The sequence below is a fragment of the Pseudomonas sp. MM213 genome (genome assembly GCF_020423045.1).
In the GTDB taxonomy this organism is placed as follows: Bacteria; Pseudomonadota; Gammaproteobacteria; order Pseudomonadales; family Pseudomonadaceae; genus Aquipseudomonas; species Aquipseudomonas migulae.
The window spans coordinates 2,938,757-2,963,889 of sequence record NZ_CP081943.1; the positions used below are offsets into that span (position 1 = coordinate 2,938,757).

Sequence of the window (25,133 nt, forward strand, 5' to 3'; positions counted from 1 at the left end):
AAGCCTCGCTCCTACAGGTCCTGCACAAAAACCGTAGGAGCGAGGCTTGCCCGCGAAGAGGCCCGTCAGAGCAACCCATCACTTTCGGGCAATTCGTACTCCGCCGCGACCTTTCCCAACACACCGGGTTTACCCGGCTTGCTCAACGTCGGCTCCTTCCCAAGACATTCCACCAGATAGTCGATCAACACCCGCAGCTTGGGCGGCATATAACGGGTCGGCGAATGCAGCAACCACGCCCCGCCGTGGTACGACGCCAGAAACGTCCAGTCCGGCAACACCTGCACAATCAAGCCCTGCTCCAGCGCATAACGCGCGGTGAAGTACGGCAGGCTGCCAATCCCGATGTGTTGCAACACTGCGCCCAGTCGCACACCGGTGTGATTGGCGGCATAACGCCCACGCACACCGACGGTGACGGCCTTGGTGCCTTTCTTGAATTTCCAGCGCGCATCACTCGGGGTCTCGCCCAGGTAGATGCAACTGTGGTTGAGCAAGTCATGGGGATGGGTCGGCGTACCGTGCTCGGCCAGGTACTGCGGGGTGGCGCAGAGCAAATGGTCGATGGTCAGCAACTGCCGCCCGACCAGCCCGGCAGGCGGCCGATCAGTGATACGAATCGCCAGATCGACGTTGTCGTCGATCAAATCCACCTGACGGTCTTCGAGTAACAGTTCCACATCCACTTTGGGGTAACGCCGCAGAAATTCCGGCATATGCGGGTGAATCACGAATCGTCCTACGGCTTTGGGCACGCTGACTCGCACCAGCCCTTCCGCTTCATGGGTGAACTGACCGCTGATTTCCATCACCGACTTGGCTGCGCTGACCATCTCCTGGCAACGCTTGAATACTTCCTCGCCTCCGTCGCTCAGCCGCAGTTTGCGCGTGGTGCGTTGCAACAGGCGCGTGGCGAGTGCCTTCTCCAGACGCGAGATGCTGCGACTGACCGCCGACGGTGAAGAGCCCAGCTGACGCGCCGCTTCGGAGAAACTGCCGGTCTCGACAACCTTGACGAATATCGCCATTTCACCGAGCAACGGCAGAGGAAGATTTATGCTCACAGCGCAACAGTCCTTTGATGTTTGAACGGATTATCACGCAATTCCACGCTTCATATAATAAAAAACAAAATTTTTAATGAGGACATGGAATATGACGCTTCGCCTCTTTTTCCATAGTGATGACCTCAAGGCTAACGTGGAAGTCCTCGATTGCACGCCGCACGAGAACGAATTCGCTGTGGTGCTACGCGCCACACTCTTCCACCCTCAGGGCGGTGGACAACCCTTTGACACCGGCTGGATCGGCGAAAGCCAGGTACTGCGCGTGGTCCAGGACCCAGACCGGATCATCCATTTCGTCGACCGCCCCGTCCCTCTCGGCATGACCCAGATTCGCATCGATGAGCAACGTCGCCAGTTCAACGCACGAATGCATTCCGCCGGCCATTTGATCGGCCATATCGTCCAGGCCATGGGCTGGATGCCGATCAAGGCGCATCACTGGCCGGGCGAGGGACGCGTGCAGTTCAAACCGGTGGATTGCGCGCAGGAGGTTGACGCCCGGACCATCGAGTCCGGCATAGAACAATGGATCGCCCACGACCTGCCGCGCCTGACATCGTTGCGCGAAGGCGCCCGGGAAATCGGTTTCGGTGAACTGCCCGCCTATGGCTGCGGCGGCACCCATGTACGTAGCCTGAAGGAATTGGGCACGGTCACGATCGCTTCCGTTTCGCAGAAGAAAGGAACGCTGTCAGTCCACTACAGCGTGGACTGAGCATTTGGACGATGCCGATTCCGGCATCGCCTGGCGCCGGGGGGCCTGCATTCGCGGGCTCCGTTGACTATCCGATAGATGGACCTGAACCATGATGCTTGACGTCGAGCGTCTCGATGAGACGTGCATAAAAAAACTGGCCAACGAAGAAGTCCTCGCCATCCGGGTCAAAAGTTTCCTGGCCCCACCGCTGGCGATTCAGATCGGCGACAAGATTCTCGAGCCCGGTTTCGAAGGCTATATCAACGCACCGAGCATCGGTCGTATCGGCATGGCGTTTTATGAGGCTGAAAACCAGCCGCTGCTGATCGAAGACTATTTCGAACGCGCCACGCGCAACATCGCGGAACTGCGCAACCGTTGCGCGCCCTACTCGTCCCCGGTCGACACCCTACGCTGCATGCTCGATGAGTCCTGGCCGGCAGGTGCGCATCTGGAAAACCTCTACGGCCGCAAGATGTATGTCGGCTTGTCCCGAGTGGTGAAACCCGGCGTGTGTTTTCTGGCCCACCACGACATCTTCGCCAAGGACGCTCCCGACAGTTACCAGGCCAGAAGCCTCGATGCGCAATTCGCCTGCAATGTTTACCTGAACATGCCCACCGAAGGCGGCGCGCTGCAGATGTGGGACCACGACATTTCTCCCGACCAGTTCGACGAAATGCGTGGCGACAGTTACGGCATCGATCCGGCGTTGCTCGGCGCTCCAATCCTGGAGGTCCTTCCGCAACCTGGTGATTTCATCATGTTCAATTCGCGCTGCATGCACTCGGTGACACCGGGCGTGGCCGATCCGCGCCTGAGCCTTTCTTTCTTTGTCGGCTATCGCGGCAATGCTTCCCCCCTTACTTTCTGGAGTTGAGATGCAGTTTTCGAATTACCTGGGCGAGTTCCTGGCGCTGGCGACAATTCACTTTCTGGCCGTGGTCGCCCCCGGACCGGATTTTGCGGTCACCATCCGCCAGAGCGTGCGTTTCGGTCGGTGGGTAGGTATCTGTACGGCGCTGGGCATTGGCGCGGGCATTTCCGTGCACGTGCTTTACACCCTTCTTGGCGTCGGCGCGCTGATGCACACCACGCCCTGGCTGCTGACTGTGGCCAAGGTCATCGGCGGTGCCTACATTTTGTACCTGGGTGTGAGCCTGTTGCGCAGCAAGCCCAAATCCGCGCTGGAAGGTGATAAAGAAGCCGACGAGCCGGTCGTCGAACAAACGCTGCTGAAGGCGTTCACCACCGGGTTTCTGACCAACGCGACCAATCCCAAGGCCACGCTGTTTTTCCTGGCGATCTTCACCACCCTCATCAGCGCCACGACCCCGCTGAACATTCAGGCGCTTTACGGCCTCTGGATGTGTTTCGTGAACGCACTGTGGTTTGTCATCGTTGCCCTGTTCTTCTCCAGCAGCCGGGTGCGCGTGCTATTCATGCGCATGGGGCATTGGTTCGAACGCACCATGGGGGTAATTCTGATCCTGTTCGCCGGGCGCCTGATTCTGTCGATGTAAAAACCCGCCCACGCAAAAGGCCCGCTCAGTCTGACTGGCGGGCCTTTTTTTTGGCTTGGATATAAATTTTGCACAAACAAAAACGCCGCTCAATGAGCGGCGTTTTTGTGAATTTGGAGCGGGAAACGAGACTCGAACTCGCGACCCCGACCTTGGCAAGGTCGTGCTCTACCAACTGAGCTATTCCCGCAAATGGCGTCCCCTAGGGGACTCGAACCCCTGTTACCGCCGTGAAAGGGCGGTGTCCTAGGCCACTAGACGAAGGGGACACGCTGCCCGGAACACATGGTGTGTGTTTCGGTGCCCAGACCCGCATCCGAAGACTTGGTTCTGGTTTCACTCAGCCCTGCCCGAAAGCAACGCTGTTTAAAATTGGAGCGGGAAACGAGACTCGAACTCGCGACCCCGACCTTGGCAAGGTCGTGCTCTACCAACTGAGCTATTCCCGCATATTGGCGTCCCCTAGGGGACTCGAACCCCTGTTACCGCCGTGAAAGGGCGGTGTCCTAGGCCACTAGACGAAGGGGACACACGTACAACATTCACTCCCTACCGCGTTTCGCTGTGTGCTTTACGCTGTAAGTGGCGCGCATTCTATGGATGGATTGAGGGGTCGTCAACCCCCAGATATAAATTTATTTAAATCAATGACTTCGCCCTGCTTTAAGCAGCGAATACGGCTTTTTGCTCGCCCTGTGTTTGACGCCTATATTCTGACACCCGCCAAGACGTTATAGTCCACCCACGCAACAGATGATGGCAATGTGCACCAAGCACACTATTACTTATATAAGCAGGTTTGCGGTCGATACAGGCATAAGTCTGTTCGTTTCAACCCGTCGAGCGGCCCTATGCGCTCCCCTGCCAAGCCACTACACTCGCACGCGAATCCCATAAAGAGGTCTTACCGGTGACACCACTCATGATCACCCTGCTAGTCGTAGCCGGGATCGCACTATTGATCGCCATTGGGTACATGAACCATGTGGTGGAAAACAACAAACTGGAAAAGGCCCGCACCAAGGTTGAGCTCAACGACCGCCTGCGTCGCTGTGGCGAAATTACCGAAACGTTCCCTGGCCAGCTGATGACTCCGGCTCTCAAGCTGTTGTTGACTCGCCTGGAACTGAACGTCTGCCAGCGCCTGTTGAATCTGGAAAAATCCAGCGCCAACCTCAAGGTGCGGATCAGCGAACTGAACACCCTGGTCGCGCAGGGCGAATCGATCCCGGTCAACAACCCGCCGGCACCGATCCAGACCGAAGCCAAGGCCAAGGATGTACGCTTCCTGCTCGAGGCCCTGCACGGTCAGATCACCCGCGCGGCACAGGACGGTTTCCTGCCAACCAACGAAGCCAAACGCTGGATCCGCGAAGTTCGCCACATCCTGGTTCTGTTGCACATCGAATTCTTCAACAACCTCGGCCAGCACGCCCTGCAACAAAACCAGCCTGGCCAGGCTCGCCTGGCGTTCGAACGTGGTGTGCAATACCTGCGCAAACAACAGGAACCACAGGTCTACGCCGAACAACTCGAATACCTGGAAAAGCTCCTGGCCCGTGCGAATGCACAAGTCATGGACAAAACTGCGCCGGCTGAAGGCGAAGTGAACCAATTGACCGAAGGCCTCAAAGACGTCGAGGCGGATGCGGACTGGAAGAAGAGAGTGATTTACGACTGATCACGCAAAGATGAAGAGCCACCGACAAGGTGGCTTTTTTTTGCGTTGGGTTTTAGCGGCGGGTACATCCGGGGAAGATTGGGCGGCTGTCAGGCCGTCATCGCTGGCAAGCCAGCTCCTACAAAGGGCGTGGCACATCCGCGAGAATCAGGTCGGTAGTCAGGCCGCCATCGCCAGCAAGCCGGCTCCTACAAAGGGCGTGGTACATCCGCGAGAATCAGGTCGGTAGTCAGGCCGCCATCGTCGGAACGCCGCCCGCAGCAAGCCGGCTCCTACAGAGGGCATGGTACATCCGTGAGAATCAGGTCGGTTGTCAGGCCGCCATCGCCAGCAAGCCGGCTCCTACAGGGGATCGCGTTTGCTTTTGATTTTCACCACTCATCAGGCCGAGCGTTAGCTCGCCTTCCGCTTTTGATCTGAGCGCCCCTTCGGGAGGCTGAGTGGAGGTTCTGCGCAGTGGGTAACCCGGCATGGATGCCGGGTTAGCCGCGCACGGCCAGGGATGGCCGATCGCGGCGGGCCCACGGAGCAGGACCGGAGCGAGGGAACGCCGAGCCTTAGCGAGGGGCCGGACGCCGGGGCGAGACCTTTTGGTTCCTTTTGGGGCGTTTGCCAAAAGGGACTCGCCGTAAGGGCGAAACCGTGAGCGGCCGTTACACCAAGAATGGATATGTACACCAACAAGAGATAGGTCGGCTGTCAGGCCGCCATCGCCGGAACGCCGCCCGCAGCAAGCCGGCTCCTACAAGGGCCAGACCTGTCAGAGCCGGAAATGCCCGACCATCCCCTTCAACTCAACCCCCAACTGCGCCAACTCGATACTCGACGCCGCATTCCCCTGCATCGCCAACGAAGACTGATCCGCACTCGCACGAATACTGGTCACACTGCGATTGATCTCCTCAGCCACAGAACTCTGCTCCTCGGCAGCCGCTGCAATCTGCTGGTTCATCTGCTGAATCAACGACACCGCCGCAGCAATACTGCCCAAGGCACTTTCGGTCTGAAGCGCATCACTGACCGCCAGTTTCACCAACTCGCCACTGCTCTGAATCTGATGCACCGACGACTGCGCCGCCGAACGCAAGGCACTGACCAGACGTTCAATCTCCTCGGTCGATTGCTGAGTCCGCTTCGCCAAGGCCCGCACTTCATCGGCAACCACCGCAAACCCCCTGCCCTGCTCGCCGGCCCGTGCCGCCTCGATGGCCGCGTTCAGCGCCAACAGGTTCGTCTGCTCGGCCACACTCTTGATCACGCTGAGCACCGTGCCAATATTCTGAATCTCCGCACTCAGGCTCTCGATGCTGGAACTGGCCGAGGACGCCGAGTCGGCCAGCTGCTCGATCCGCGCCATGCTCTGGCGCACGACCACCTGGCCACTTTCGACCTTGTCGTCCGCCGTCTGCGCAGCCTGGGCAGCTTCTTCCGCGTTACGTGCAACATCGTGCACGGTGGCGGTCATCTGGTTCATTGCAGTTGCGACCTGCTCGGTTTCTTCTTTCTGACTGCTGACTTCAAGATTGGTCTGTTCGGTCACCGCCGACAGCGATTGCGCGGAACTGGCCAATTGCTCAATGCCCGCCTGCAAACCGCTGACAATGCTGCTGAGCCCCGCGCCCATTTGCTGCATGGCCTGCATCAGCTGGCCTATCTCGTCCCGGCGGGTCACTTCAACCGTCGCACTCAAATCGCCCGCGGCAATCTGCTGAGCCACACGGATCACACTGCGCAACGGCCCCACGATCAATCGGGTAATCACCCACGCCGCGATCAGCCCGACCAGCAAGGCCAGGGCCGATGAACCGATAATCAGCAGCGAATTCTTTTTCAGCTCGGCCTGCATCGACTGGTCTTCGGCAACATAGGCCTGATCCACCCGCTCCACCACCTGCGCGGCGCGCTGATGCAGCTGTTCATAGACGGTTTTTTCCTGGGCCAGCAGGCCGGTGTACTCGGCAAGTTTTTCGCTGAAACCGCCAATGTGCCCGACCACCTCATTGAGGACCGTCTGATAGCCCTCGTCCTTGACCGTGGTTTTCAACTGCTCGGCCTGAGCCAGCGCCTGGTCGGCCTGCTCGATCTTGCCCTGGCTGGCACTGTCATCGCCCTTGCGGCTCTGGTCCAGACGCACGCGCGCCTCGTTCATGGCTTGCAACATCAGCCGCGATACCTGGCTGACCTGATTGGCCTGTTCGATGAACTGGCTACCGTCCTTGCCCTCGGAGTCCTTCAAGGTATAAGCGCCATCGTCGGCGAGACCGGCCTGCAACACATCAAGGTTGTTGGCCACGCTGGACACCGACCAACTGGCCATTTCCAGCGCCAGGTCCTTGGCCTGACTCAGCGAGACAAATTCGTCAAACGCCTTGCGATAAGCTCCCAGCGATTGCTCGACGTCGTTCATCACCGGAACGTTGGCCGGTGATTGCGCCTTGAGCTGATTCGCCAGGACGACCAGGCCTTCAACGCCCTCGTGCAACGCAGTGACGATTTTCGGGTTGCCGTGCAAGGCGTATTCCTGCTCAAGCAACCGCACCTTGAGCAGGCCACTGTTGAGCGACGACATCTGTTTGAGCCCGTCGAAGCGCTGGCTGATGGTTTGCAGGGACCATACGCCGATGGCCGCCACCAGGGCTGTCAACAGCAGCACCAGCAGAAACCCGACACCCAGTTTTTTTGCCATACCGAGGTTGGCAAAACGTCCTTGCACGGCCGAAATCATTGCACTTAGTCCCCTGACATAGTCTGTTAACGCAGATTCGCAACGGGCCTGTGTCAACACAAGTCTCTGGCGTCGGAATAATGGCAAAAAGCTACGCCAACGTCGTTTTCAGAACGCTTGAGGTCGATTCAAAGCGGTGGCCTGAAAAAACGCCCGGGCTCGCGGATCACAGGCATAGGCCACATTGATACGCTGCCAGTCACCGGCCTCGCCGGCAGGACTGAAGGCTGTCGCGCAAGACAGCAGGACACCGTGGCGTCGAGCCTGAATCCGCAGGTGAGCGTAGTCGGACTTGCGCGATCGCGCCCAGATGAACAGGCCCCCGGCGGGTTTGCCGAAGACCTCCCACTCGGCGTCTTCCAGCATCTGCAATGCGGCCTCTCGGTCACCGCTCAGACGCTGCCGCAGGCGCAGCACCAACTTGCGATAGGCACCGCTCGCCAACAGGCAGGCCAGCACCGACTCGCAAAACCCGGAAGTACCCAGGCTGCTGATCCTCTTGACCTCGGCCAGTCTCGATATGACTTCCGCGCCAGCCACTACAAAGCCGACCCGCAACGAACTGCTGAGAATCTTGGAATAGCTGCCGAGGTAAATCACGTTGTCATCGGTCTCCAGGGCAGCGAGCCGCACGCCCGGGCCACTGTGCAAATCCGCGTAGACATCGTCTTCGATCACCAGCGCGCCATGGGTTTTCGCCAGTTGCAGGACCCGCTCCGCCACCGCCGGCGCCAGGCTGCTGCCCGTCGGGTTGTGATAGAAGCTGTTGATGAACAATGCCCGGGGCTTGTTCTCCCGCAGCAGTACCGTGAGCGCTTCGATGTCCGGCCCGCGCGGCGTGCGCGGTACCTCAAGCATGTTGACACCCCGCAGCCTGAGCAACTCGAACAGCAAGGAGTAACCGGGGCTTTCTACCACCACGCAATCACCTGGCTTGAGCAAGGTGCGCACGATCAGGTCAAGCCCCTGACTGGCGCCCGCCGTTGTCATGATTCGACTTTCTTCTGCGGCGATATCCAGCAGCCTCAGGCGCTTGAGGATTTGCTGACGCAACGCCCGCAAACCCAACGGCGTGCCGTAGTTGAACAGCGCAGCCATGTCCGTGCGACTGACCTCACGGATCGCGTAGCTCAGGTCGTCGGTTTCACGCCAGCTTTCGGGGAGCCCGCCACTCCCCAGCGGCAGCTCACTCTCCCTGCTGCGTGAATTGACCTCTGTACCTTCTGACCACGGCGAGTCCGCAGCGACCAACGCCGGGGTTGCGACGACGAACCCCGCGCCATGACGTGGCGCCAGCATGCCTTGAGCCACCAGCCGCTCACAGGCCTCAACGACGCTGGTCTGACTGAGCAAGTTGACCCGTGCGATTTGCCGCGCAGAAGGCAGACGCGTCCCAGCCTCTATTTCGCTCTGACGCAGCCAGCAAGCCAGTGCGTCGACGATTTGCTGTACGACCGGCACCATTGCCTGTCGATCGATTCTCAATTCCATGAGCAAGCAAACTCCTGTTTGTTTCGCGGAAAACAGTTAATCACAGCAACGCGGGATGGGCTGTGCGACAACGCCGCCAAAACTCACGGATCTAACCATTTGAAACACATTGCCCGAGCCATTCCCCAGGCAAAAAAAACCCGCACACGTGGCGGGTTTTCTTGCGGTGCATGGCCAGGCTTCAGAACGCCGTGACGCCACCGTCCACCGCCAGCGAATGACCGGTGGTGAACGCGGCACCGTCGCTGCACAGGTACAGCACGGCACTGGCGATTTCTTCGACCTTGCCGATGCGACCCACCGGGTGCATGGCGCTGGCGAACTCGCCCTTCTTCGGATCCGCTTCATAGGCGCGGCGGAACATGTCGGTGTCGATCACCGCCGGGCACACCGCGTTCACGCGAATCTTTTTCTTGGCGTATTCGATTGCCGCCGATTTGGTCAGGCCGATCACCGCGTGCTTCGACGCCGCATAGATGCTCATCTTCGGCGCGGCACCGAGGCCAGCCACCGACGCCGTGTTGACGATCGCGCCACCGCCCTGAGCCAGCAACAACGGCAACTGATACTTCATGCACAGCCAGACGCCTTTGACGTTGACGCCCATGATCGCGTCGAATTCGTCGACCGTGCCTTCGGCCAGTTTGCCTTTCTCGATTTCAATGCCCGCGTTATTGAAGGCGTAGTCGAGACGGCCGTAAGTATTCACCACTTCGTCCATCAGATTTTTTACATCGCTTTCCAGGGTGACGTTGCAACGCACGAAGGTCGCTTCGCCGCCCGCCGTACGAATCAGCGCCACGGTGCCTTCACCGCCTGCGGTGTCCATGTCGGCCACCACCACTTTCAACCCTTCGGCGGCGAACGCTTGGGCGGTCGCGCGGCCGATACCATTGGCGGCGCCCGTGACTACAGCGACCTGGCCGGAAAACGTCATGCTCATTGTGATGCCCTCGAAGTGAAGAATGTGCAAGTTAGCGTGCGACCAGTCTAGCCACAGGCACGACCCGCGCGGCAGCACTATCAGAAGCCCGGTTAAGCGACCATGAGTTGCAGTGATAAAACCACCGGACCGACTATCACTGCACTGGATCGATGTGCATTCGCCGCATCAGCCAAACTTGCGGGGTCGTCCATGAAGGTCTATCAACAAGGCTTCATTCATCTTGAGTGCCTGTCATGACTACCCAGACCAATCGCCAGTTCCTGCTCGCCAAACGTCCGGTGGGCGCGGCGACCCGCGAGACATTTACCTATCAGCAAGTCCCGGTCGGCGAACCGGCCACGGGTCAGATCCTGGTCAAAAACGAATACCTGTCCCTGGACCCGGCCATGCGTGGCTGGATGAACGAGGGCAAGTCCTACATCCCGCCAGTCGGTATCGGCGAAGTCATGCGCGCACTGGGCGTAGGCAAAGTCGTGGCGTCCAGCCATCCGGGGTTTGCGGTCGGGGACTACGTCAACGGCGCCCTGGGTGTGCAGGATTACTTCCTCGGCGAGCCGCGCGGCTTCTATAAAGTCGATCCGAAACTGGCACCGCTGCCACGTTACTTGTCCGCGCTGGGCATGACCGGGATGACGGCCTACTTCGCCCTGCTCGATGTCGGCGCACCAAAGGAAGGTGACACCGTGGTGCTTTCCGGCGCGGCCGGTGCGGTAGGCAGCATCGCCGGGCAGATCGCCAAGATCAAAGGCTGCCGCGTGATCGGCATCGCGGGCGGCGCGGACAAGTGCAAGTTCCTGATCGACGAACTGGGTTTTGACGGTGCCATCGATTACAAGAGCGAAGACGTCGTCGCCGGCCTCAAGCGCGAATGCCCGAAAGGTGTGGACGTGTATTTCGATAACGTCGGCGGCGATATTCTCGACGCCGTGCTGAGCCGTCTCAACCTGAAGGCACGGGTGGTGATCTGCGGCGCCATCAGCCAGTACAACAACAAGGAAGCGGTCAAAGGGCCGGCCAACTATTTGTCGCTGCTGGTTAACCGCGCACGCATGGAAGGCTTTGTGGTGATGGACTACGCCGCGCAGTTCGCAGCGGCCGGGCAGGAAATGGCCGGGTGGATGGCCAAGGGGCAGCTCAAGAGCAAGGAAGACATTGTCGAAGGGCTGGAGACGTTCCCGGAGACGCTGATGAAGTTATTCAGCGGCGAGAATTTCGGCAAGTTGGTGTTGAAGGTTTAACACCAACCTGTAGGAGCCGGCTTGCTGGCGATAGCATCACTGTGGTTTGTCTGAAACACCGCGGTGATGCGATCGTCGGAACGCCGCCCGCAGCAAGCCGGCTCCTACAAAGGTGATTACGCGATTTCGGCTACGACGTCAGCCAATGCCTTGGCCGGATCCGCCGCCTGGCTGATCGGACGGCCGATCACCAGGTAATCGGAACCGGCATCCAGTGCCTGACGCGGCGTCAGAATGCGGCGCTGATCGTCCTGGGCGCTGCCCGCCGGACGAATCCCCGGGGTCACCAGTTGCAACGACGGGTGAGCCGATTTCAAGGCCTGGGCTTCCAGCGCCGAGCACACCAGACCGTCCATCCCGGCTTTTTCCGCCAGCGCAGCCAGGCGCAACACTTGCTCCTGCGGTTCGATGTCCAGACCGATGCCGGCCAGATCTTCACGCTCCATGCTGGTCAGCACGGTCACGCCAATCAGCAGCGGTTTCGGGCCGGTACGCTGATCGAGCACTTCACGGCAAGCAGCCATCATGCGCAGACCACCGGAGCAGTGCACGTTGACCATCCACACGCCCATTTCCGCCGCGGCTTTTACCGCCATGGCGGTGGTGTTCGGGATGTCGTGGAACTTGAGGTCCAGGAACACTTCGAAACCCTTGTCGCGCAAGGTGCCGACGATTTCCGACGCGCAGCTGGTGAACAGTTCCTTGCCGACTTTGACCCGGCACAGCTTCGGGTCCAACTGGTCGGCCAGCTTCAGTGCGGCGTCACGGGTGGGGAAATCCAGGGCGACGATGATAGGAGTCTGGCAGACGGACATGTGCGGGCTCTCAGGCAGGACGAAATCGGCGCGCATTGTAGCGGAACCAGCGCGGCTGCGGGACCCGATGATCGGTAAATCGTCGTCGGCGCTCAGCCAAGCCTAGCCCTTTCGCCGATTGTGTCGAGACCGATACACTCACGACACGCCCACAACACCCTTCCCCGCTACCCTTGGCAGCCGCAACACGTCCTTACAGCACTTCCCGCCTCCGGGCCGGACGCCTATGCTGAAGCCACAACCTCGCAGCCCATCTTTGTGGTTGGCAGCCTACCTGGCAGATGAACGCACGCATGCACAACACCCACGCACCTGTGAACGACGATCAAAAAGCGCCCGGCGATGACAAACGCTGGAGCATTCGCGCCCTGATCGTCGACGATGACGTCCCGATCCGCGAACTGATGATCGACTACCTGGCCCGCTTCAACATCCACGCCAGCGGCGTCACCGATGGCGCGGCCATGCGCCTGGCGCTGCAAGCGGAGCATTTCGACGTGGTGGTGCTCGACCTGATGCTGCCCGGCGAAGACGGTCTGTCGCTGTGCCGCTGGTTGCGCGCCGAATCGGACATTCCGATCCTGATGCTCACCGCGCGTTGCGAACCCACCGACCGGATCATCGGCCTGGAACTGGGCGCCGACGATTACATGGCCAAACCGTTCGAACCACGGGAGCTGGTCGCACGGATTCAGACCATTCTGCGTCGGGTGCGCGACGATCGCACCGAACAGCGTGCGAATATTCGCTTCGACAACTGGCGCCTGAACAGCGTGCTGCGCCAGTTGATCGCGGCGGATGGCCTGGTGGTGCCGCTGTCCAACGCCGAGTTCCGCTTGCTCTGGGTGTTCATCGAACGTCCGCGCCGGGTGCTCAGCCGTGAACAACTGCTGGATGCGGCGCGCGGTCGTTCGATAGAAGCCTTTGATCGCAGCATCGACCTGCTGGTTTCGCGTCTGCGCCAGAAACTCGGGGACGACCCGAAAGCCCCACAGTTGATCAAAACCGTTCGCGGCGAGGGTTACTTGTTCGATGCACGAGACATCGGCTGATGCGTGCGCGCTTCGATACGCTGTTCGGTCGCCTGTTTGGCGTGCTGCTGGTGGCGATCATCCTGGCGCATCTGCTGGCGTTTGCCTGGTTTCATCATTACGGCCCACCTCCGCCGCCCCCGCCCGAGTTCGCCCAAGGCTTCGACGGACCGCGCCCGCCGCCGGACCCGCGTTTCGAAAACCGGCCACCACGGCCATGGTTCGGCGGGCCGCTGGTGCCACTTACCTTCCAGCTGATTTCGCTGATCATCGCCGCCTGGTACGGCGCCAAACTGTTGAGTCGGCCGATCCAGCGCCTGAGCGACGCCGCCGAGCGCCTGAGCGAGAACCTCGACAGCCCGCCGCTGGATGAGTCCGGCCCACGGGAGGCCCGGCAAGCGGCCTACACCTTCAACCTGATGCAAAAACGCATCATCGAACAGATGCAGCAGCGTTCGCGGATGCTCGGCGCGGTGTCCCACGACCTGCGCACGCCGCTGTCACGCCTCAAGCTGCGGCTGGAACAGATCGACGACGACAAACTGCAAGGCCAGATGCGCCAGGATCTGGACGACATGATCAGCATGCTCGACGCCACCCTCACCTACCTGCACGAGCAGCGTACCAGTGAGGCACCACAGTGGATGGACGTGCAGGCGCTGGTCGAATCCTTGAGTGAAAACGCCCAGGACCAGGGCTCCGATGTCCAGGCCAGCGGCCATTGCGCACCGTTGCAAGTGCAGCCGATGGCGTTGCGCTCGTGCATCAACAATCTGCTGGATAACGCACTGCGTTATGCCGGGCAAGCGCAGATCGTGCTTGAGGATAATCGCGAACACCTGGTGATCCGGGTCATCGACCATGGGCCGGGGATTGCGGCAGATAAACGTGAAGCCGTGTTTGAACCGTTCTTCCGCCTGGAAGGTTCGCGCAACCGCAACTCCGGCGGTGTCGGTCTGGGCATGACCATTGCCCGTGAGGCAGCTGAACGATTGGGTGGTCAATTGAATCTGGAAGAAACGCCTGGTGGCGGTTTGACCGCCGTTATCTGGTTGCCCCGCACCTGAGCCCCACAGGTTCTGAGCCTGACCCGAGACCTGTGTGTACCAATCGGTACAAACCCCACATACCCACGACAACTTGCTCCTTGAGGCTGCATAAGCCGGTGCACCCACCGGTTTTCCATTCCAGGGAGTGAGCCCAATGATCGGTAGCGTCAGCAACTACACGAGCTATACCAGCACCAGCAGCACCACAACCAGCAATGCTCGCAGCCAGCAATTCCAGAAAGAACTGCTCGCCAGGCTCGACACCAACAGCGACGGTTCGGTGGATCAGGACGAGCTCACCAGCGCTCTGTCACAGAAAACCGAGGACGGTTTGCTGGTCAGCCTGAGCAAGAACTTCGCCGATCTGGACAGTGACGACAGTGGCAGCCTGAGCAGCGAAGAAATGGCTGCGATGGCACCACCGCCACCACCACCACCACCACCACCACCACCACCACCACCACCACCACCGCGTGATCAGGCACCCAACAGCGAACTGGCCGACGCGCTGATCAGCGCACTGGACACCGACAGTGACGGCGCCATCAGCAGCGATGAGCTGAGCAGCGGCCTGACCAACGCCGGCAGCAGTGCCGACAGCACAGAGATTTTTTCGGCGCTGGATAAAAACGAAGACGGCGTCGTCAGCAAGGACGAACTCGCCGCCAGCCTCGCCCCGCCGCCGCCACCTCCGCAACAGGTGTCCAGTGACGAATTGTTCAGCCAACTCGACGCGGACAGCGACGGCAGTGTCAGCGCCGGCGAATTGAGCAGTGCGTTGCAGGCCAGCAGCACGTCAACCACCAGCAGCGACACCAGCGCCGCGTTGCTCAAGGTGCTGGACAGCGACAGCAGTGGCGGCGTCAGCAGCGACGAATTGGAAGCCGCGTTGCAGGCCGGTCGCGAGAAAAACAGCAACAGCGCAACCGATCAGGCGAACGTGACTGAAGCGCTGAACAAAATGATCGCTAACCTGAGCAAGCAGTACTCGCTCGACAAGGTGGCGACGGTAGGCAAGTACCTGAACGTTACAAGCTAAGGCAAAGGCTTCGCGGGCAAGCCTCGCTCCTACAGGTATTGTGTCGTTCGAGGCATTTGTGAGCGACACAATACCTGTAGGAGCGAGGCTTGCCCGCGAAGGGGTCATTCGCCTCAACACAAAAACTCACGGTCGGCGATCTTCCACCCGCGCCTGACTCTTGCTCCAGTCGGTCAACAGGCTGTATGCCACGGCCAGCAACGTCGGTCCGATAAACAGACCGATGAACCCGAACGCAATCAACCCGCCAAACACGCCCAACAGCACGATCACCAACGGCAAATTGCCGCCACGACTGATCAGGTAAGGCTTGAGCACGTTGTCGACCCCACTGATGATGAACGTCCCCCACATTCCAAGGAACACCGCCATCCCGTATTCGCCCTTCCAGGCGAGCCACGCCGTGGCCGGAATCCACACCAGCGGTGGCCCCATGGGAATCAGGCTCAGCAAGAAGGTGACGATGCCCAGCACCAGCGCCCCCGGCACCCCGGCAATCAGGAAGCCGATCAGCGCCAGCACCGCTTGCGCCGCCGCAGTCCCGATCACGCCGTTCACCACCCGTTGCACCGTACCCGCCACCAGTTCGATGTAATAACCGGCGCGGTCACCGATCAACCGTTGCAGCAGCCCATGGACAAACGCCGCCAAACGCGGCCCGTCCCGGTAGAAAAAGAACACGAACACAATGCTGAGTGTCAGCTCGAGAATGCCGCCGCCAATCTGTGCACTGCGCGCCAGCAACCAGTTGCCGACCTGCCCCAGATAAGGTTTGAGCGACACCATCATCGCCGCGCCCTGCTGATCGATGCTGTTCCAGATCACCACCAGACGCGCGCCCACCAAAGGAATACTGCCCAGCCATGCCGGCGCCTCGGGCAGGCCATCCATCTGCACGTCCTTGATAAACGCCGTGGCATCACGCACATGGTCCGCGAGGTTGAAACCCAGCCACACCAGCGGCACCGCCACCAGCAACATCCAGCCGAGGGTCAGCAATGCCGCCGCCAGGGATTCTCGCCCATTGAGCCAACGGGTCAGCAAGCGCATCAGCGGCCAACTGGCGAACGCAAGCACCGCGCCCCAGAACATGGCCGACCAGAACGGCGCCATCACCCAGAAGCTCGCGCCAAACAGCACCAGCAGCAGGATCTGCACCAACAGTCGATCGTTATTGATCATCCACGTCTCGAAAAAATGTCAGTCAGCCAATAAGAGTAGGCGAACGCGGCAAGCACGTCCGCCTGCCACAGCTTATCGCAACAGTTCGATGTGCAGGCCAGAGCCTTCGACGCTGCCGGTTTCCATCCTGGCCGTACGCACACCCTGGCCGATCAGGGCCTGGCGCCAGGCTTCGGCCTTCGGCCCGGACACACTGACCCGCAACGTGGTGTCCAGGTTCAGTCCACGGGAGATCAGGCGCAGCCAGGTATCGTCAGGGTCGCCGGTCAGCTTGGGGAAATCGAGCTCGCCGGTGCTCTTGAGTTCTCGAAGCAAGGTGGCGGAAGTCGGCAGCAAATCACCCAGCGGCGCTGCGGCGTCGAACTGCTCGACGTGCAAATAGGCTTTGCGATTGCCGCGAGTGATGCTGTAAAGCGCCACCAGGGTGTTGTCCCGCGGCGCCGCCAGACGCAACAACAGGTAGGCCTGCTGATCGTCGGCCCCATAGAGTTTGGCATTGCCGAAGACCTCATTGGCCCACAGGCTGCTCTCGCCGCAATCGCGGGCCTGGCACCAGAACAGCAACTGGGCGTCCTGCCTCTGCAAGGCTTCGCGAGCGGCAGTGAAGGCTTCGGTGGAGGAATGCTCCGCAGGCAGCTCGTAGGTCACCGAGGTGGTTTGGCCGCGGGCGCTGACCTGACCGTCGAAGCGCAACTGCCCGCTGATCTTGCGGATCGAACCCAGCGGGTAGATCCGTTCGAGTTCAGCGGTCGGGCGAAAGTCGACGATCTGCGAGTCGGCCAGGCGCGGCACGATCGGCAGGTCCTGACTGCCCGGCACATCGGCGGCAAACAGAGAAGGACTGAAACAACACAGCATTAGCAGACTGAGTGATCGCATGGACAGGCTCATCGGATCAGCATGGCCTGGGCACCCTTGACGACACTGGCGTCGTCGATGCGCTCGGGCACCAGCAAACCGCGCTGCACCGCCGGACGCGCCGCCATCGTCGCCATCCAGCGTTGCAATGCAGACAAGCCGTCCACTGCCACACCGGACCACTCGTGACCACGGACCCACGGATAGGTCGCGATGTCGGCAATGCTGTATTCGTCCGCCAGAAACTCTACGTCTTGCAGGCGCGTGTCGAGCACTTCATACAGGCGTCGGGTTTCATGCTGATAACGGTCGATGGCGCCCTGGAGCTTTTCCGGAAAGTAACGGAAAAACACGTTGGCCTGGCCCTGCATCGGACCGATTCCACCCATCTGGAACATCAGCCACTGCAGCACCACCGAGCGCCCCTTCGGGTCCTTGGGCAACAGCTTGCCGCTCAGTTCTGCCAGATAAATCAGGATGGCGCCGGATTCGAACACGGCAAAATCGCCGTTGGCGCGGTCGACAATCGCCGGGATCCGGCCATTGGGGTTGATCTTGAGGAAGTCCGCGGACTTCTGTTCCTTTTTGTCGAAACTCAACGCATGCACCGTGTAGGGCAGGCCGAGTTCCTCGAGCACGATAGAGACCTTGTGGCCATTCGGGGTCGCAGCGGTGTAGAGATCTATCATGGTTGTCTCCCATTTCAACCCGCCCAGCCTCGACAGTTGCCCGGCGCAAGTCAAGGAACGGCGAAGAACCGATTGAAACAGTCTGCGACAAGGTCGGCACCGGATTCGTCATTCAGGTGCAAATGATGACCGCCAGGCAGCTGTTCACGGCTAAAGGGTAGACGCTCCAGCAACTCGGGATGTTTGGCGAGCATCCCGTCGGCCGCGACGACCAGCAGCGCAGGACAACTGACGCGCTGGACGAAGGCCATGGCTTGTTCGGTGGTCAGACGCAGCGGCGATGGCAGCGTCAGACGGCTATCGGTGCGCCAGGTGTAACCGCCCGGCACTGGCATCAAGCCGCGTTGCGCCAGCAGTTCGGCGGCCTCGCGACTGACCGCCACCAGGCCTTTCATACGCGCTTCGATGGCGCGATCAAGGGTGTTGTAGACCGGTTTGCTTTTCTCTCGCAGGTCCAGTTGCGCTTGCAGGGCCATGCCCATGCGCTCGGCAGCATTTTCGCCTTTGTCTGTAGGAGGAATGATGCCGTCGATCAACGCCAGATGCGTAACCCGCTCCGGCAGCGACCCGGCGATGATCAACGAAGCGATCGCCCCCATGGAGTGCCCCATCAGCGCAAAACGCTTCAAGCCCAGCTGTTCGGCGACTTGCAGCACGTCATGGGCGTAATCCCACATCGCGTAGCCGGCACCCGTCGGGCGATGCCCGGAATGACCGTGACCGGCCATGTCCAGCGCGATGATGCGCAGCCCTTTGAGCTTCGGCGCCAACCGGGCAAAGCTGTTGGCGTTGTCCAGCCAGCCGTGCAAGGCAATCACCGGCAAGCCGTCTTCGGGGCCGAACAGGTGCGCTGCCAGCTCAATGTGCGGCAGGCTCAGGCGAACTTCCTCGACGGCATGGTTCATGCGCAATCCTGCTGATGACGAGCGTCCCAGCGGCTGAACAGGTTTTTCAGCAGCGTGGCGGTGTCCTGGGGACGTTCGAGGGGAAACATGTGGCCGCCGGGCATGGTCAGGGATTCGCCCAACGGCATGCGCCCGACAGAATTGGCGTGATGGCGCATCACCACTCGGCTTTTGTGCCCACGCACCACCGCCAGCGGCACTTTCAGTTGCCGTGCGCGACCGGGACTGGTGTGGGGAACGCCCCGGTAGATGCTGATTTCCGTGGCGGGATCGAAACGCAGACGCAGTTTGTCGCCGACCTGATGCAGGCCGTGTTGCAGGTAAGCGTCGAAACATTCAGGGTCGAAACCGCGAAACAGCGTTTTACCGGCGAAATAACGGCGGGCACTCTCGATATCGGCGAACTCTTCGCGCCGTCCCAATGTGCGGCCGGCCGGGGTCAGGCGGTCGATAAAACCGAAACGCTTGGCCGCGAGGATCACCCATTGATCGGCGCGGGTCAGCACCGGTGAATCGAGCATCACCACGCCGCGATACAGCTCGGGACAACGCAATGCCGCATGCAGGTGCAGCACGCCGCCGAAGGAATGGCCGACGCCCCACACCGGTTCCGCCTGTTGCTTGAGGTGATGAATCAGCTCGTCCACCAGGTTGTGCCAGTTGTCATCCGCCGGGAAACGCGGGTCATGGGCATGCTGCTCCAGATGCGTCACCTGATACTCGGGCGCCAGCGCCGCGAACAACTTGCCGTAGGTCCCGGAAGGGAACCCATTGGCGTGGGCGAAAAATATCTGCTGCGACATACCGGTCGTTCCATCAAACGAAAAACAGAACCTGATTGTCCGCAAGCCCACCGGGAACCGCAATGACCGTAACTGCCAGGAATGATGACAGTCGTGCCGTGGCTATGAGCGGCACGTTGGGTCGGACCTGTTATTTATGACAGTTGACAGTCAATCCTCATGACGTGGATAAGAGCACTGTCGCCAAGCCTCAGGCAATGCCTGTCATGACCCACGCCAACACGCCCACTATTGCAGTGATCGACTCCCGCGGTCTGGGTGTGCGTGCCGTGGCGTATCACCGCCGCGACAATTCTGCAGTCGAAAGCTGTATTACCCAGCAGGTCCACGATGTTGCCGGACGTGCCGTGCTGAGCCGCGATCCACGGTTGTTTCGTTTACATCAGACAGGCCAGAGCGCCGCCAATCAAATCAGCGTGTTCAGCCTGTCGGGGGCCCTGTTGTTGTCCGAAAACAGTGATGCCGGCTGGCGCCTGGGCTTGCTCGGCGAGGACGGACAAGGCGTCGAAGGATGGGATCAGAAACTCACCCATAGCCGCCGGCACTACGACGGGCAGCGCCGGCCGATCGCTTCATTCGAGAACGCCCACGGTGAAGCGCAACGCTGCATCGCAAGGTCTGCCTACGCGACTACCAGCGCCGATGAAAGCCTTAACCTGTGCGGCCAACTGATTCGCCAGGACGACACCGCAGGCACTTTGCGCTACCTCTCGTTCGGCATTGGCGGCACACCGCTGCAACACAGCCGTACTTTTGTAGAAGATCCGCATTGGTCCGTGGATTGGCCCGCGACGGAAAGCGAACGCGATGGTTTTCTGGAGGATGATCCAGCGATCACTAGCCTTTACTGCAACGCCGTGGGCGACCCCATCAGGCAGACCGACGCAAAAGGTAATGCTCAAGCGTTCATTCAGACCCGTGCAGCCGAGCTGAAAGAAGTTCGCCTGACACTGGCCGGGCAGACCGAGGAAAAAACCCTGGTCAGTGACATCCAGTACAACGCTTTCGGTCAGGTCGAGCGGCAACGCGCAGGGAATGGCGTTGTTTCGTGTGCGACTTTTCGCCCTGAAGACGGGCGACTGGAACATCTGAAGGCTTACGTGCCAGATCAACCTGCGATCCAGGACCTGACTTACGAGTACGACGCCACAGGCAATATCACTGGCCTGACCGACACTGCCGACCCGACTCGCTATCACCGCAACCAGCGGATCGAACACACCCATCGCTACCGTTATGACAGCCTTTACCGACTGATAGCCGCCACCGGCCGACAGCTTCGCAATGCCGGCGGCGGGCCGCAGTTACCGGCGTTCCAATCTGCGCCCGACCCCGGGCAACTGGAAAATTACTCGCGCATTTACACCTACGATGCCGCCGGCAACCTGGAGGTCATGCAGCACCAGGCCGACAGTGCCAGCCGCACCGAACGTACAGCCATCGCCGCTTCCAGCAATCGCAGCCTGCCTCAAAAGACCAATGGCGAGTTACCCGACGACAACGACATTGCCGCCGGTTACGACCTGAACGGCAACCGCATGACCCTGCAACCGGGACAAGACTTGCTGTGGAATCTGCGCAATCAATTGCGCCAGGTCGATCGAGTGGTTCGCGAGGACAAGCCTCACGACGCCGAGATTTACCTCTACGACGGCAACGGCCAACGCCTGCGAAAGATCCGTCAGGCCTACACCGGCACGTTGACCCGCACCCACGAAACCCGCTACCTGCCGGGTGTGGAAATTCGCTCGTGCGCTGACGAAACCCTTCATGTCATCACGGTGGAGGCCGGGCGCGGCAAGGTGCAGATACTTCATTGGGAGAAAAAACCTGCGTCAGGCATTCCCCAGGACCAGCATCGCTACAGTTTCACCGATCATCTGAAGTCCAGCACCGTCGAGCTGGATGAAGCTGCGCGATTGATCACGTGGGAAAGCTACTACCCGTACGGTGGAACCTGCTGGTGGGCGGGGCGCAGCAAGCTGGAAGCCAGTTACAAAACCATTCGTTATTCGGGCCAGGAACGGGATGCCACGGGTTTGTATTACTACGGGTTTCGCTACTACATGCCTTGGTGTCAGCGGTGGTTGTGTGCGGATCCAGCGGGGACTGCGGACGGGTTGAATCTGTATGCGATGGTTCACGCAAATCCGGTGGGGCATGTAGATATCGCCGGACTGATAGATGACCACACGGTACAAACCAGAAACCTGCGCGATGCGTCTTCATCTGCCTTTGTGCGTGATTTCGTTTCCAGGGGTATGTCCGGCGTGGTGCAAATGTCGACCATTGCGGCGTTGAACACCTTGCCAGCCAGCCGTGCTACTAACGCGGCACTGGAGGTAACCGCCGGCCTGCTTGATGGGATTGCCGTCGGGATTGTCGGTGGTGGTTTGGCTGCACGGTTTCATCGTAACGCAATGGTATTCGGTGCCATCGGCGGCGCTTTGATAGGCGCTTTACCGGCGGCATTGAGTCATGACAGTGATTCAACGGACGAATCAGAGGTGGAGCTGAACCAGACAGCCATCAACCGAATAGGCGCAGATGCAGGCGCTATCACTCGAGAACTCTTTCAACAGGTATTCAGGGGGCATGGAACAAACTTTTCCTGGGGCGACGTCAGCCTGGGAGATCGGGTTCCGGCCTTTAATCGAACAGCTTCGGCCTATGCGGTAACTAACGCACTCAATGGCGCGTTCGGTCGATTTGTCCCAGAGTCCATTCGCAGTTGGCTAGGTCCTTTGATTGAAGGGGCGGACGGGTTTGTCGGCACGTGGCTGCGGGGAAATCATCCAGAAACAAACTATACAGCCGGTACTTCGCCGATTCAGAGTCCACCGCTCCTCGATACAGCCTTAGGGGCGACCGGCAGGATTGCCTCCAGCCTGTTCATTTACGGCGTAAATACCGCGGTTGAAGCTGCGACGGCCAGCATCACCGGCCTGAGTGCCTCCGAACGCGGGGATTCGGTGAACATGCTAAGTGGAGCCATCACCGGCGCCTTTATCGGGCTCGCTGACTATCGAGCTGTGATCATGCCAGCCGCTCTGGACGGATACAGTGTATTTAATCCGCAGGCCGCAGCTCGTATTAGTCCAGACGTCCAGTCAACGGCGCCTAGATTCAGCAGCCGATCTGTCGTCCGGCGCCATAGCGTTCATGACATCTGAAACCGTCAGTCGAGACCCGGCTCGAAAGGATTATCGGGCCGGCGGGCTCTCCCCCAACGGCACCACCGCCATGGTCAACCGCGACACACAACTGGCCTTGCCCTCATCGCTGGTCAACCGAATGTCCCAGACATGGGTCGTGCGCCCGATGTGAATCGGCTTGGCCACCGCCGTCACCCGTCCGCTGCGCAGCCCCCGCAAATGGTTGGCGTTGATCTCAAGGCCTACGCAGTAAAACCTGCTGGCATCGATGCACAGATAACTGGCCATGGAGCCGACTGTTTCAGCCAACACCACCGAGGCACCACCGTGCAGCAAACCATAAGGCTGGTGAGTGCGGTGATCGATGACCATGCTCGCCGTCAGCGACTCTTCGTCGAAGGCTTCGAAGCGGATATCCAGCACTTCGCCGATGGTGTTTTTCTGAATCGCGTTCAACTGCTCGATGTTGGGAGTGGTACGCCACAAACTCATTGCACACATCCTTTGTTGGTTTTGTTCGTGGCTCAATCCTGCCACAGCACCGCTTCGCTATGCTCGCTCCATTCTTCGAACCGGGGGCCGTAAGCCGCTTCGATCACGTTGCGCTTGATCTTCAGGGTTGGCGTCAGGAAGCCGTTTTCCACGGCCCAGCTGTCTTTGACGACAACGAGCCGGCGCAGGCGCTCATGTTTGTCGAGGGCGCCGTTGACCTCTTCGAGAAGTTTTTCCAGGCTGGAATGCAGGCCGGCACGCGCGGTTCCGCCGGCGTCCTGCTGCCCGACTGCCGAGAGCACGCACAACCCCAGCGGCGCGCTCAACCCATCGCCGACCACGCACACTTGCTCGATGCGTGAATGCACCGCCAAACGATTTTCGATCGGCGCCGGTGCCACGTATTTGCCTTTGCTGGTCTTGAAGATTTCCTTCAGGCGACCGGTCAGGCGCAGGTTGCCTTCGGCGTCCTGTTCGCCCTTGTCACCGGTGCGCAGGAAGCCGTCCTCGGTGATGGTGTCGGCGGTTTTTTCCGATTCCTTGAAATACCCGAGCATGGTTGCGCCACTGCGCACCAAGACCTCGCCCGATTCGGCGATCCGCACTTCAACGTCGGGGCAAGGCTTGCCGATCCAGCCCGGTTTGTTGTCGCCGGGCCGGCCGATGTGGGAATACCCGCAGCTTTCGGTCATGCCGTAGACCTCCAGCACGTCCAGCCCGAGTTTGCGGTACCACAGCAACAACGTCTGCGGCACCGGCGCGGCGCCGGACAACGCGACGCGCAAGGCGTCCAGCCCCAGCCCGGCGAGCACTTTGTGCCCTACCCGTTTGCCGATGAAGGGCAGCCCGAGCAGGAAGTCGAGGCGTTTTGCCGGGATCTTGCCGTACACGCCCATCTGGAATTTGGTCCAGATGCGTGGCACGCCGAACAGCGCAGTCGGCCGCGCCCGCTGCAAATCAGTCAGGAAGGTGTCGAGGCTCTCGGCAAAGAACACGGTTTGCCCGGTGTAGATAGACGCCAGTTCGACGAACATGCGTTCGGCGACGTGGCACAGCGGCAGGTAAGACAGCAATCGATCCGACTCATTGAGGCCGAACAACTGCGTGCCACGGGTGGTGGCGAACCCCAGATTACCGAAGCTGTGCATGACGCCTTTGGGCATGCCGGTGGTGCCGGAGGTGTAAATGATGGTCGCCAGTTGGTCAGCGGCAGGCTTGGGGTCGTCCTGGATCGGTGAGCAGGCTTGCAGGTCGGCCCAACTGAAATCGAAGGTGCCCGGCGGGTGCAACGGCAGGCTGATGGTCGGCAAGTCGGGATTGACCCCGCGGGACATGCCGGGCCAGTCGTCGAGTTTGCCGATGAACACCAGCGCCGCTTCGGAGTGTTCGAGTACTTGTGCGACGGATTCGGCAGTGAGGTTCGGGTACAACGGCACCGACACATGCCCGGCCATCCAGATCGCCAGGTCGGCGATGATCCAGTGGGCGCAGTTTTTCGAGATCAGGGCGATGTGGCTGCCTTGCGGAAGTTCACGGGCGCGCAGCCAGTGTGCAGCGCAGCGGGCCTGATGGCCGACGTCTTCCCAGGTCAGGGTCTCGACCTGGCCACCACCCGTGGGCTGGACCAGAAAGCGCTGGCGGGGATGACGGGCTTCGCGCTCGTAGAAGACGTCCAGCGGCAAACGAAAAGCAGCAGACATGCGACTCGCTCCTTTATTTTTGGTCTGGAGCAAGCGTAGTCAACCAA

21 protein-coding genes, 4 tRNA genes and 1 pseudogene are annotated in these 25,133 nt (G+C 60.3%); 9 read left to right on the top strand and 17 right to left on the bottom strand.

Annotation, left to right across the window (positions count from 1 at the left end; genetic code table 11):
- Positions 1 to 65: 65 nt before the first annotated feature.
- Positions 66 to 1,064 carry a LysR family transcriptional regulator gene (locus K5R88_RS13305; RefSeq protein ID WP_192227921.1) on the bottom strand — a complete coding sequence of 333 codons (999 nt, stop codon included), beginning with the start codon at positions 1,062 to 1,064 and terminating at the stop codon, positions 66 to 68.
- Between the two features lie 91 nt (positions 1,065 to 1,155).
- Here K5R88_RS13305 and K5R88_RS13310 point away from each other — a divergent pair, with 91 nt between their 5' ends.
- From K5R88_RS13310 to K5R88_RS13320, 3 genes are all read left to right on the top strand, one after another.
- Complete coding sequence (locus K5R88_RS13310; protein ID WP_223556571.1) at positions 1,156 to 1,782, top strand: alanyl-tRNA editing protein; 627 nt, start codon at positions 1,156 to 1,158, stop codon at positions 1,780 to 1,782.
- 91 nt (positions 1,783 to 1,873) lie between these two features.
- Positions 1,874 to 2,644, top strand: a complete 771-nt coding sequence (locus K5R88_RS13315) for a 2OG-Fe(II) oxygenase (protein WP_008036716.1) — start codon at positions 1,874 to 1,876, stop codon at positions 2,642 to 2,644.
- Position 2,645: 1 nt separating this feature from the next.
- On the top strand, positions 2,646 to 3,287 hold the full coding sequence (locus K5R88_RS13320) for a LysE family translocator (RefSeq protein ID WP_008032957.1): 642 nt from the start codon (positions 2,646 to 2,648) through the stop codon (positions 3,285 to 3,287).
- Between the two features lie 114 nt (positions 3,288 to 3,401).
- On the opposite strand, the gene K5R88_RS13325 is transcribed toward K5R88_RS13320, so the two are convergent.
- The 4 genes from K5R88_RS13325 to K5R88_RS13340 all read right to left on the bottom strand — a co-directional run bounded on the left by K5R88_RS13325 (position 3,402) and on the right by K5R88_RS13340 (position 3,816).
- Positions 3,402 to 3,477: transfer RNA gene (locus K5R88_RS13325), tRNA-Gly, on the bottom strand.
- Positions 3,478 to 3,480: 3 nt separating this feature from the next.
- Positions 3,481 to 3,556: transfer RNA gene (locus tag K5R88_RS13330), tRNA-Glu, on the bottom strand.
- Between the two features lie 104 nt (positions 3,557 to 3,660).
- Positions 3,661 to 3,736, bottom strand: a tRNA-Gly gene (locus K5R88_RS13335).
- A 4-nt stretch (positions 3,737 to 3,740) separates the two neighbouring features.
- A tRNA-Glu gene (locus tag K5R88_RS13340) sits at positions 3,741 to 3,816 on the bottom strand.
- A 393-nt stretch (positions 3,817 to 4,209) separates the two neighbouring features.
- Between K5R88_RS13340 and K5R88_RS13345 the strand changes: the two genes are divergently transcribed.
- Positions 4,210 to 4,968: a hypothetical protein gene (locus K5R88_RS13345; RefSeq protein ID WP_032832315.1), complete on the top strand. Its 759-nt coding sequence runs from the start codon at positions 4,210 to 4,212 to the stop codon at positions 4,966 to 4,968.
- Positions 4,969 to 5,728: 760 nt separating this feature from the next.
- On the opposite strand, the gene K5R88_RS30940 is transcribed toward K5R88_RS13345, so the two are convergent.
- The 4 genes and pseudogenes from K5R88_RS30940 to K5R88_RS13360 form a co-directional block, all read right to left on the bottom strand.
- Entirely contained in the window at positions 5,729 to 6,610 is an 882-nt protein-coding gene (locus tag K5R88_RS30940) for a methyl-accepting chemotaxis protein (RefSeq protein ID WP_411737737.1), read from the bottom strand.
- A gap of 27 nt (positions 6,611 to 6,637) precedes the next feature.
- Positions 6,638 to 7,693: pseudogene (locus tag K5R88_RS30945) on the bottom strand (methyl-accepting chemotaxis protein); the annotation flags it as partial.
- A gap of 108 nt (positions 7,694 to 7,801) precedes the next feature.
- Complete coding sequence (locus tag K5R88_RS13355) at positions 7,802 to 9,184, bottom strand: aminotransferase-like domain-containing protein (RefSeq protein WP_226300099.1); 1,383 nt, start codon at positions 9,182 to 9,184, stop codon at positions 7,802 to 7,804.
- Positions 9,185 to 9,365: 181 nt separating this feature from the next.
- Positions 9,366 to 10,127 (bottom strand): SDR family oxidoreductase, encoded by a 762-nt coding sequence (locus K5R88_RS13360; RefSeq protein WP_008041586.1) that lies wholly within the window; start codon positions 10,125 to 10,127, stop codon positions 9,366 to 9,368.
- 236 nt (positions 10,128 to 10,363) lie between these two features.
- Here K5R88_RS13360 and K5R88_RS13365 point away from each other — a divergent pair, with 236 nt between their 5' ends.
- A complete protein-coding gene (locus K5R88_RS13365; RefSeq protein WP_192227925.1) occupies positions 10,364 to 11,368 on the top strand; it encodes an NADP-dependent oxidoreductase in 1,005 nt (334 codons plus the stop codon).
- A gap of 116 nt (positions 11,369 to 11,484) precedes the next feature.
- On the opposite strand, the gene pyrF is transcribed toward K5R88_RS13365, so the two are convergent.
- Positions 11,485 to 12,183: an orotidine-5'-phosphate decarboxylase gene (gene pyrF / locus K5R88_RS13370; RefSeq protein ID WP_167362965.1), complete on the bottom strand. Its 699-nt coding sequence runs from the start codon at positions 12,181 to 12,183 to the stop codon at positions 11,485 to 11,487.
- A 293-nt stretch (positions 12,184 to 12,476) separates the two neighbouring features.
- Between pyrF and K5R88_RS13375 the strand changes: the two genes are divergently transcribed.
- The 3 genes from K5R88_RS13375 (at position 12,477) to xopAW (ending at position 15,302) form a co-directional block, all read left to right on the top strand.
- Complete coding sequence (locus tag K5R88_RS13375) at positions 12,477 to 13,235, top strand: response regulator (protein WP_008029291.1); 759 nt, start codon at positions 12,477 to 12,479, stop codon at positions 13,233 to 13,235.
- Complete coding sequence (locus K5R88_RS13380) at positions 13,235 to 14,281, top strand: sensor histidine kinase (RefSeq protein WP_226300100.1); 1,047 nt, start codon at positions 13,235 to 13,237, stop codon at positions 14,279 to 14,281. Before K5R88_RS13375 ends, K5R88_RS13380 begins: the two co-directional genes overlap by 1 nt.
- 136 nt (positions 14,282 to 14,417) lie before the next feature.
- Positions 14,418 to 15,302 (top strand): XopAW family type III secretion system calcium-binding effector, encoded by an 885-nt coding sequence (xopAW, locus tag K5R88_RS13385; protein WP_226300101.1) that lies wholly within the window; start codon positions 14,418 to 14,420, stop codon positions 15,300 to 15,302.
- Positions 15,303 to 15,428: 126 nt separating this feature from the next.
- Here the strand turns inward: xopAW and K5R88_RS13390 are convergent, their stop codons facing one another.
- The 5 genes from K5R88_RS13390 to K5R88_RS13410 all read right to left on the bottom strand — a co-directional run bounded on the left by K5R88_RS13390 (position 15,429) and on the right by K5R88_RS13410 (position 19,739).
- Positions 15,429 to 16,484: an AI-2E family transporter gene (locus tag K5R88_RS13390; protein WP_207286463.1), complete on the bottom strand. Its 1,056-nt coding sequence runs from the start codon at positions 16,482 to 16,484 to the stop codon at positions 15,429 to 15,431.
- Positions 16,485 to 16,556: 72 nt separating this feature from the next.
- Positions 16,557 to 17,363, bottom strand: a complete 807-nt coding sequence (locus K5R88_RS13395) for a DUF4892 domain-containing protein (RefSeq protein ID WP_226300102.1) — start codon at positions 17,361 to 17,363, stop codon at positions 16,557 to 16,559.
- Positions 17,364 to 17,371: 8 nt separating this feature from the next.
- Complete coding sequence (locus K5R88_RS13400; RefSeq protein WP_008029301.1) at positions 17,372 to 18,031, bottom strand: glutathione S-transferase family protein; 660 nt, start codon at positions 18,029 to 18,031, stop codon at positions 17,372 to 17,374.
- Positions 18,032 to 18,081: 50 nt separating this feature from the next.
- The gene (locus K5R88_RS13405) at positions 18,082 to 18,936 is read right to left on the bottom strand and encodes an alpha/beta hydrolase (RefSeq protein WP_008029303.1); all 855 of its coding nucleotides are present in this window, start codon (positions 18,934 to 18,936) and stop codon (positions 18,082 to 18,084) included.
- Positions 18,933 to 19,739, bottom strand: a complete 807-nt coding sequence (locus K5R88_RS13410) for an alpha/beta fold hydrolase (protein WP_008029305.1) — start codon at positions 19,737 to 19,739, stop codon at positions 18,933 to 18,935. Before K5R88_RS13410 ends, K5R88_RS13405 begins: the two co-directional genes overlap by 4 nt.
- Before the next feature lie 206 nt (positions 19,740 to 19,945).
- Here K5R88_RS13410 and K5R88_RS13415 point away from each other — a divergent pair, with 206 nt between their 5' ends.
- Positions 19,946 to 22,912 carry an RHS repeat-associated core domain-containing protein gene (locus K5R88_RS13415; RefSeq protein WP_226300103.1) on the top strand — a complete coding sequence of 989 codons (2,967 nt, stop codon included), beginning with the start codon at positions 19,946 to 19,948 and terminating at the stop codon, positions 22,910 to 22,912.
- 30 nt (positions 22,913 to 22,942) lie between these two features.
- Here K5R88_RS13415 and K5R88_RS13420 read toward each other — a convergent pair whose 3' ends face one another.
- Together K5R88_RS13420 and K5R88_RS13425 are read right to left on the bottom strand one after the other, a co-directional pair.
- Positions 22,943 to 23,386, bottom strand: coding sequence for a hotdog fold thioesterase (locus K5R88_RS13420; protein WP_226300104.1), 444 nt, complete (start codon positions 23,384 to 23,386; stop codon positions 22,943 to 22,945).
- 32 nt (positions 23,387 to 23,418) lie between these two features.
- Positions 23,419 to 25,086: an AMP-binding protein gene (locus K5R88_RS13425; RefSeq protein WP_226300105.1), complete on the bottom strand. Its 1,668-nt coding sequence runs from the start codon at positions 25,084 to 25,086 to the stop codon at positions 23,419 to 23,421.
- Between the last annotated feature and the right edge of the window lie 47 nt (positions 25,087 to 25,133).

Coding starts and splice junctions, on each gene's coding strand:
- K5R88_RS13395 (WP_226300102.1), bottom strand. CDS start 17,363: ATGCGATCACTCAGTCTGCTAATGCTGTGTTGTTTCAGTCCTTCTCTG.
- K5R88_RS13365 (WP_192227925.1), top strand. CDS start 10,364: ATGACTACCCAGACCAATCGCCAGTTCCTGCTCGCCAAACGTCCGGTG.
- K5R88_RS13405 (WP_008029303.1), bottom strand. CDS start 18,936: ATGAACCATGCCGTCGAGGAAGTTCGCCTGAGCCTGCCGCACATTGAG.
- K5R88_RS13360 (WP_008041586.1), bottom strand. CDS start 10,127: ATGAGCATGACGTTTTCCGGCCAGGTCGCTGTAGTCACGGGCGCCGCC.
- pyrF (WP_167362965.1), bottom strand. CDS start 12,183: ATGTCCGTCTGCCAGACTCCTATCATCGTCGCCCTGGATTTCCCCACC.
- xopAW (WP_226300101.1), top strand. CDS start 14,418: ATGATCGGTAGCGTCAGCAACTACACGAGCTATACCAGCACCAGCAGC.
- K5R88_RS13380 (WP_226300100.1), top strand. CDS start 13,235: ATGCGTGCGCGCTTCGATACGCTGTTCGGTCGCCTGTTTGGCGTGCTG.
- K5R88_RS13315 (WP_008036716.1), top strand. CDS start 1,874: ATGATGCTTGACGTCGAGCGTCTCGATGAGACGTGCATAAAAAAACTG.
- K5R88_RS13410 (WP_008029305.1), bottom strand. CDS start 19,739: ATGTCGCAGCAGATATTTTTCGCCCACGCCAATGGGTTCCCTTCCGGG.
- K5R88_RS13345 (WP_032832315.1), top strand. CDS start 4,210: ATGATCACCCTGCTAGTCGTAGCCGGGATCGCACTATTGATCGCCATT.
- K5R88_RS13425 (WP_226300105.1), bottom strand. CDS start 25,086: ATGTCTGCTGCTTTTCGTTTGCCGCTGGACGTCTTCTACGAGCGCGAA.
- K5R88_RS13400 (WP_008029301.1), bottom strand. CDS start 18,031: ATGATAGATCTCTACACCGCTGCGACCCCGAATGGCCACAAGGTCTCT.
- K5R88_RS30940 (WP_411737737.1), bottom strand. CDS start 6,610: ATGCAGGCCATGCAGCAAATGGGCGCGGGGCTCAGCAGCATTGTCAGC.
- K5R88_RS13355 (WP_226300099.1), bottom strand. CDS start 9,184: ATGGAATTGAGAATCGATCGACAGGCAATGGTGCCGGTCGTACAGCAA.
- K5R88_RS13320 (WP_008032957.1), top strand. CDS start 2,646: ATGCAGTTTTCGAATTACCTGGGCGAGTTCCTGGCGCTGGCGACAATT.
- K5R88_RS13420 (WP_226300104.1), bottom strand. CDS start 23,386: ATGAGTTTGTGGCGTACCACTCCCAACATCGAGCAGTTGAACGCGATT.
- K5R88_RS13375 (WP_008029291.1), top strand. CDS start 12,477: ATGCACAACACCCACGCACCTGTGAACGACGATCAAAAAGCGCCCGGC.
- K5R88_RS13310 (WP_223556571.1), top strand. CDS start 1,156: ATGACGCTTCGCCTCTTTTTCCATAGTGATGACCTCAAGGCTAACGTG.
- K5R88_RS13415 (WP_226300103.1), top strand. CDS start 19,946: ATGACCCACGCCAACACGCCCACTATTGCAGTGATCGACTCCCGCGGT.
- K5R88_RS13390 (WP_207286463.1), bottom strand. CDS start 16,484: ATGATCAATAACGATCGACTGTTGGTGCAGATCCTGCTGCTGGTGCTG.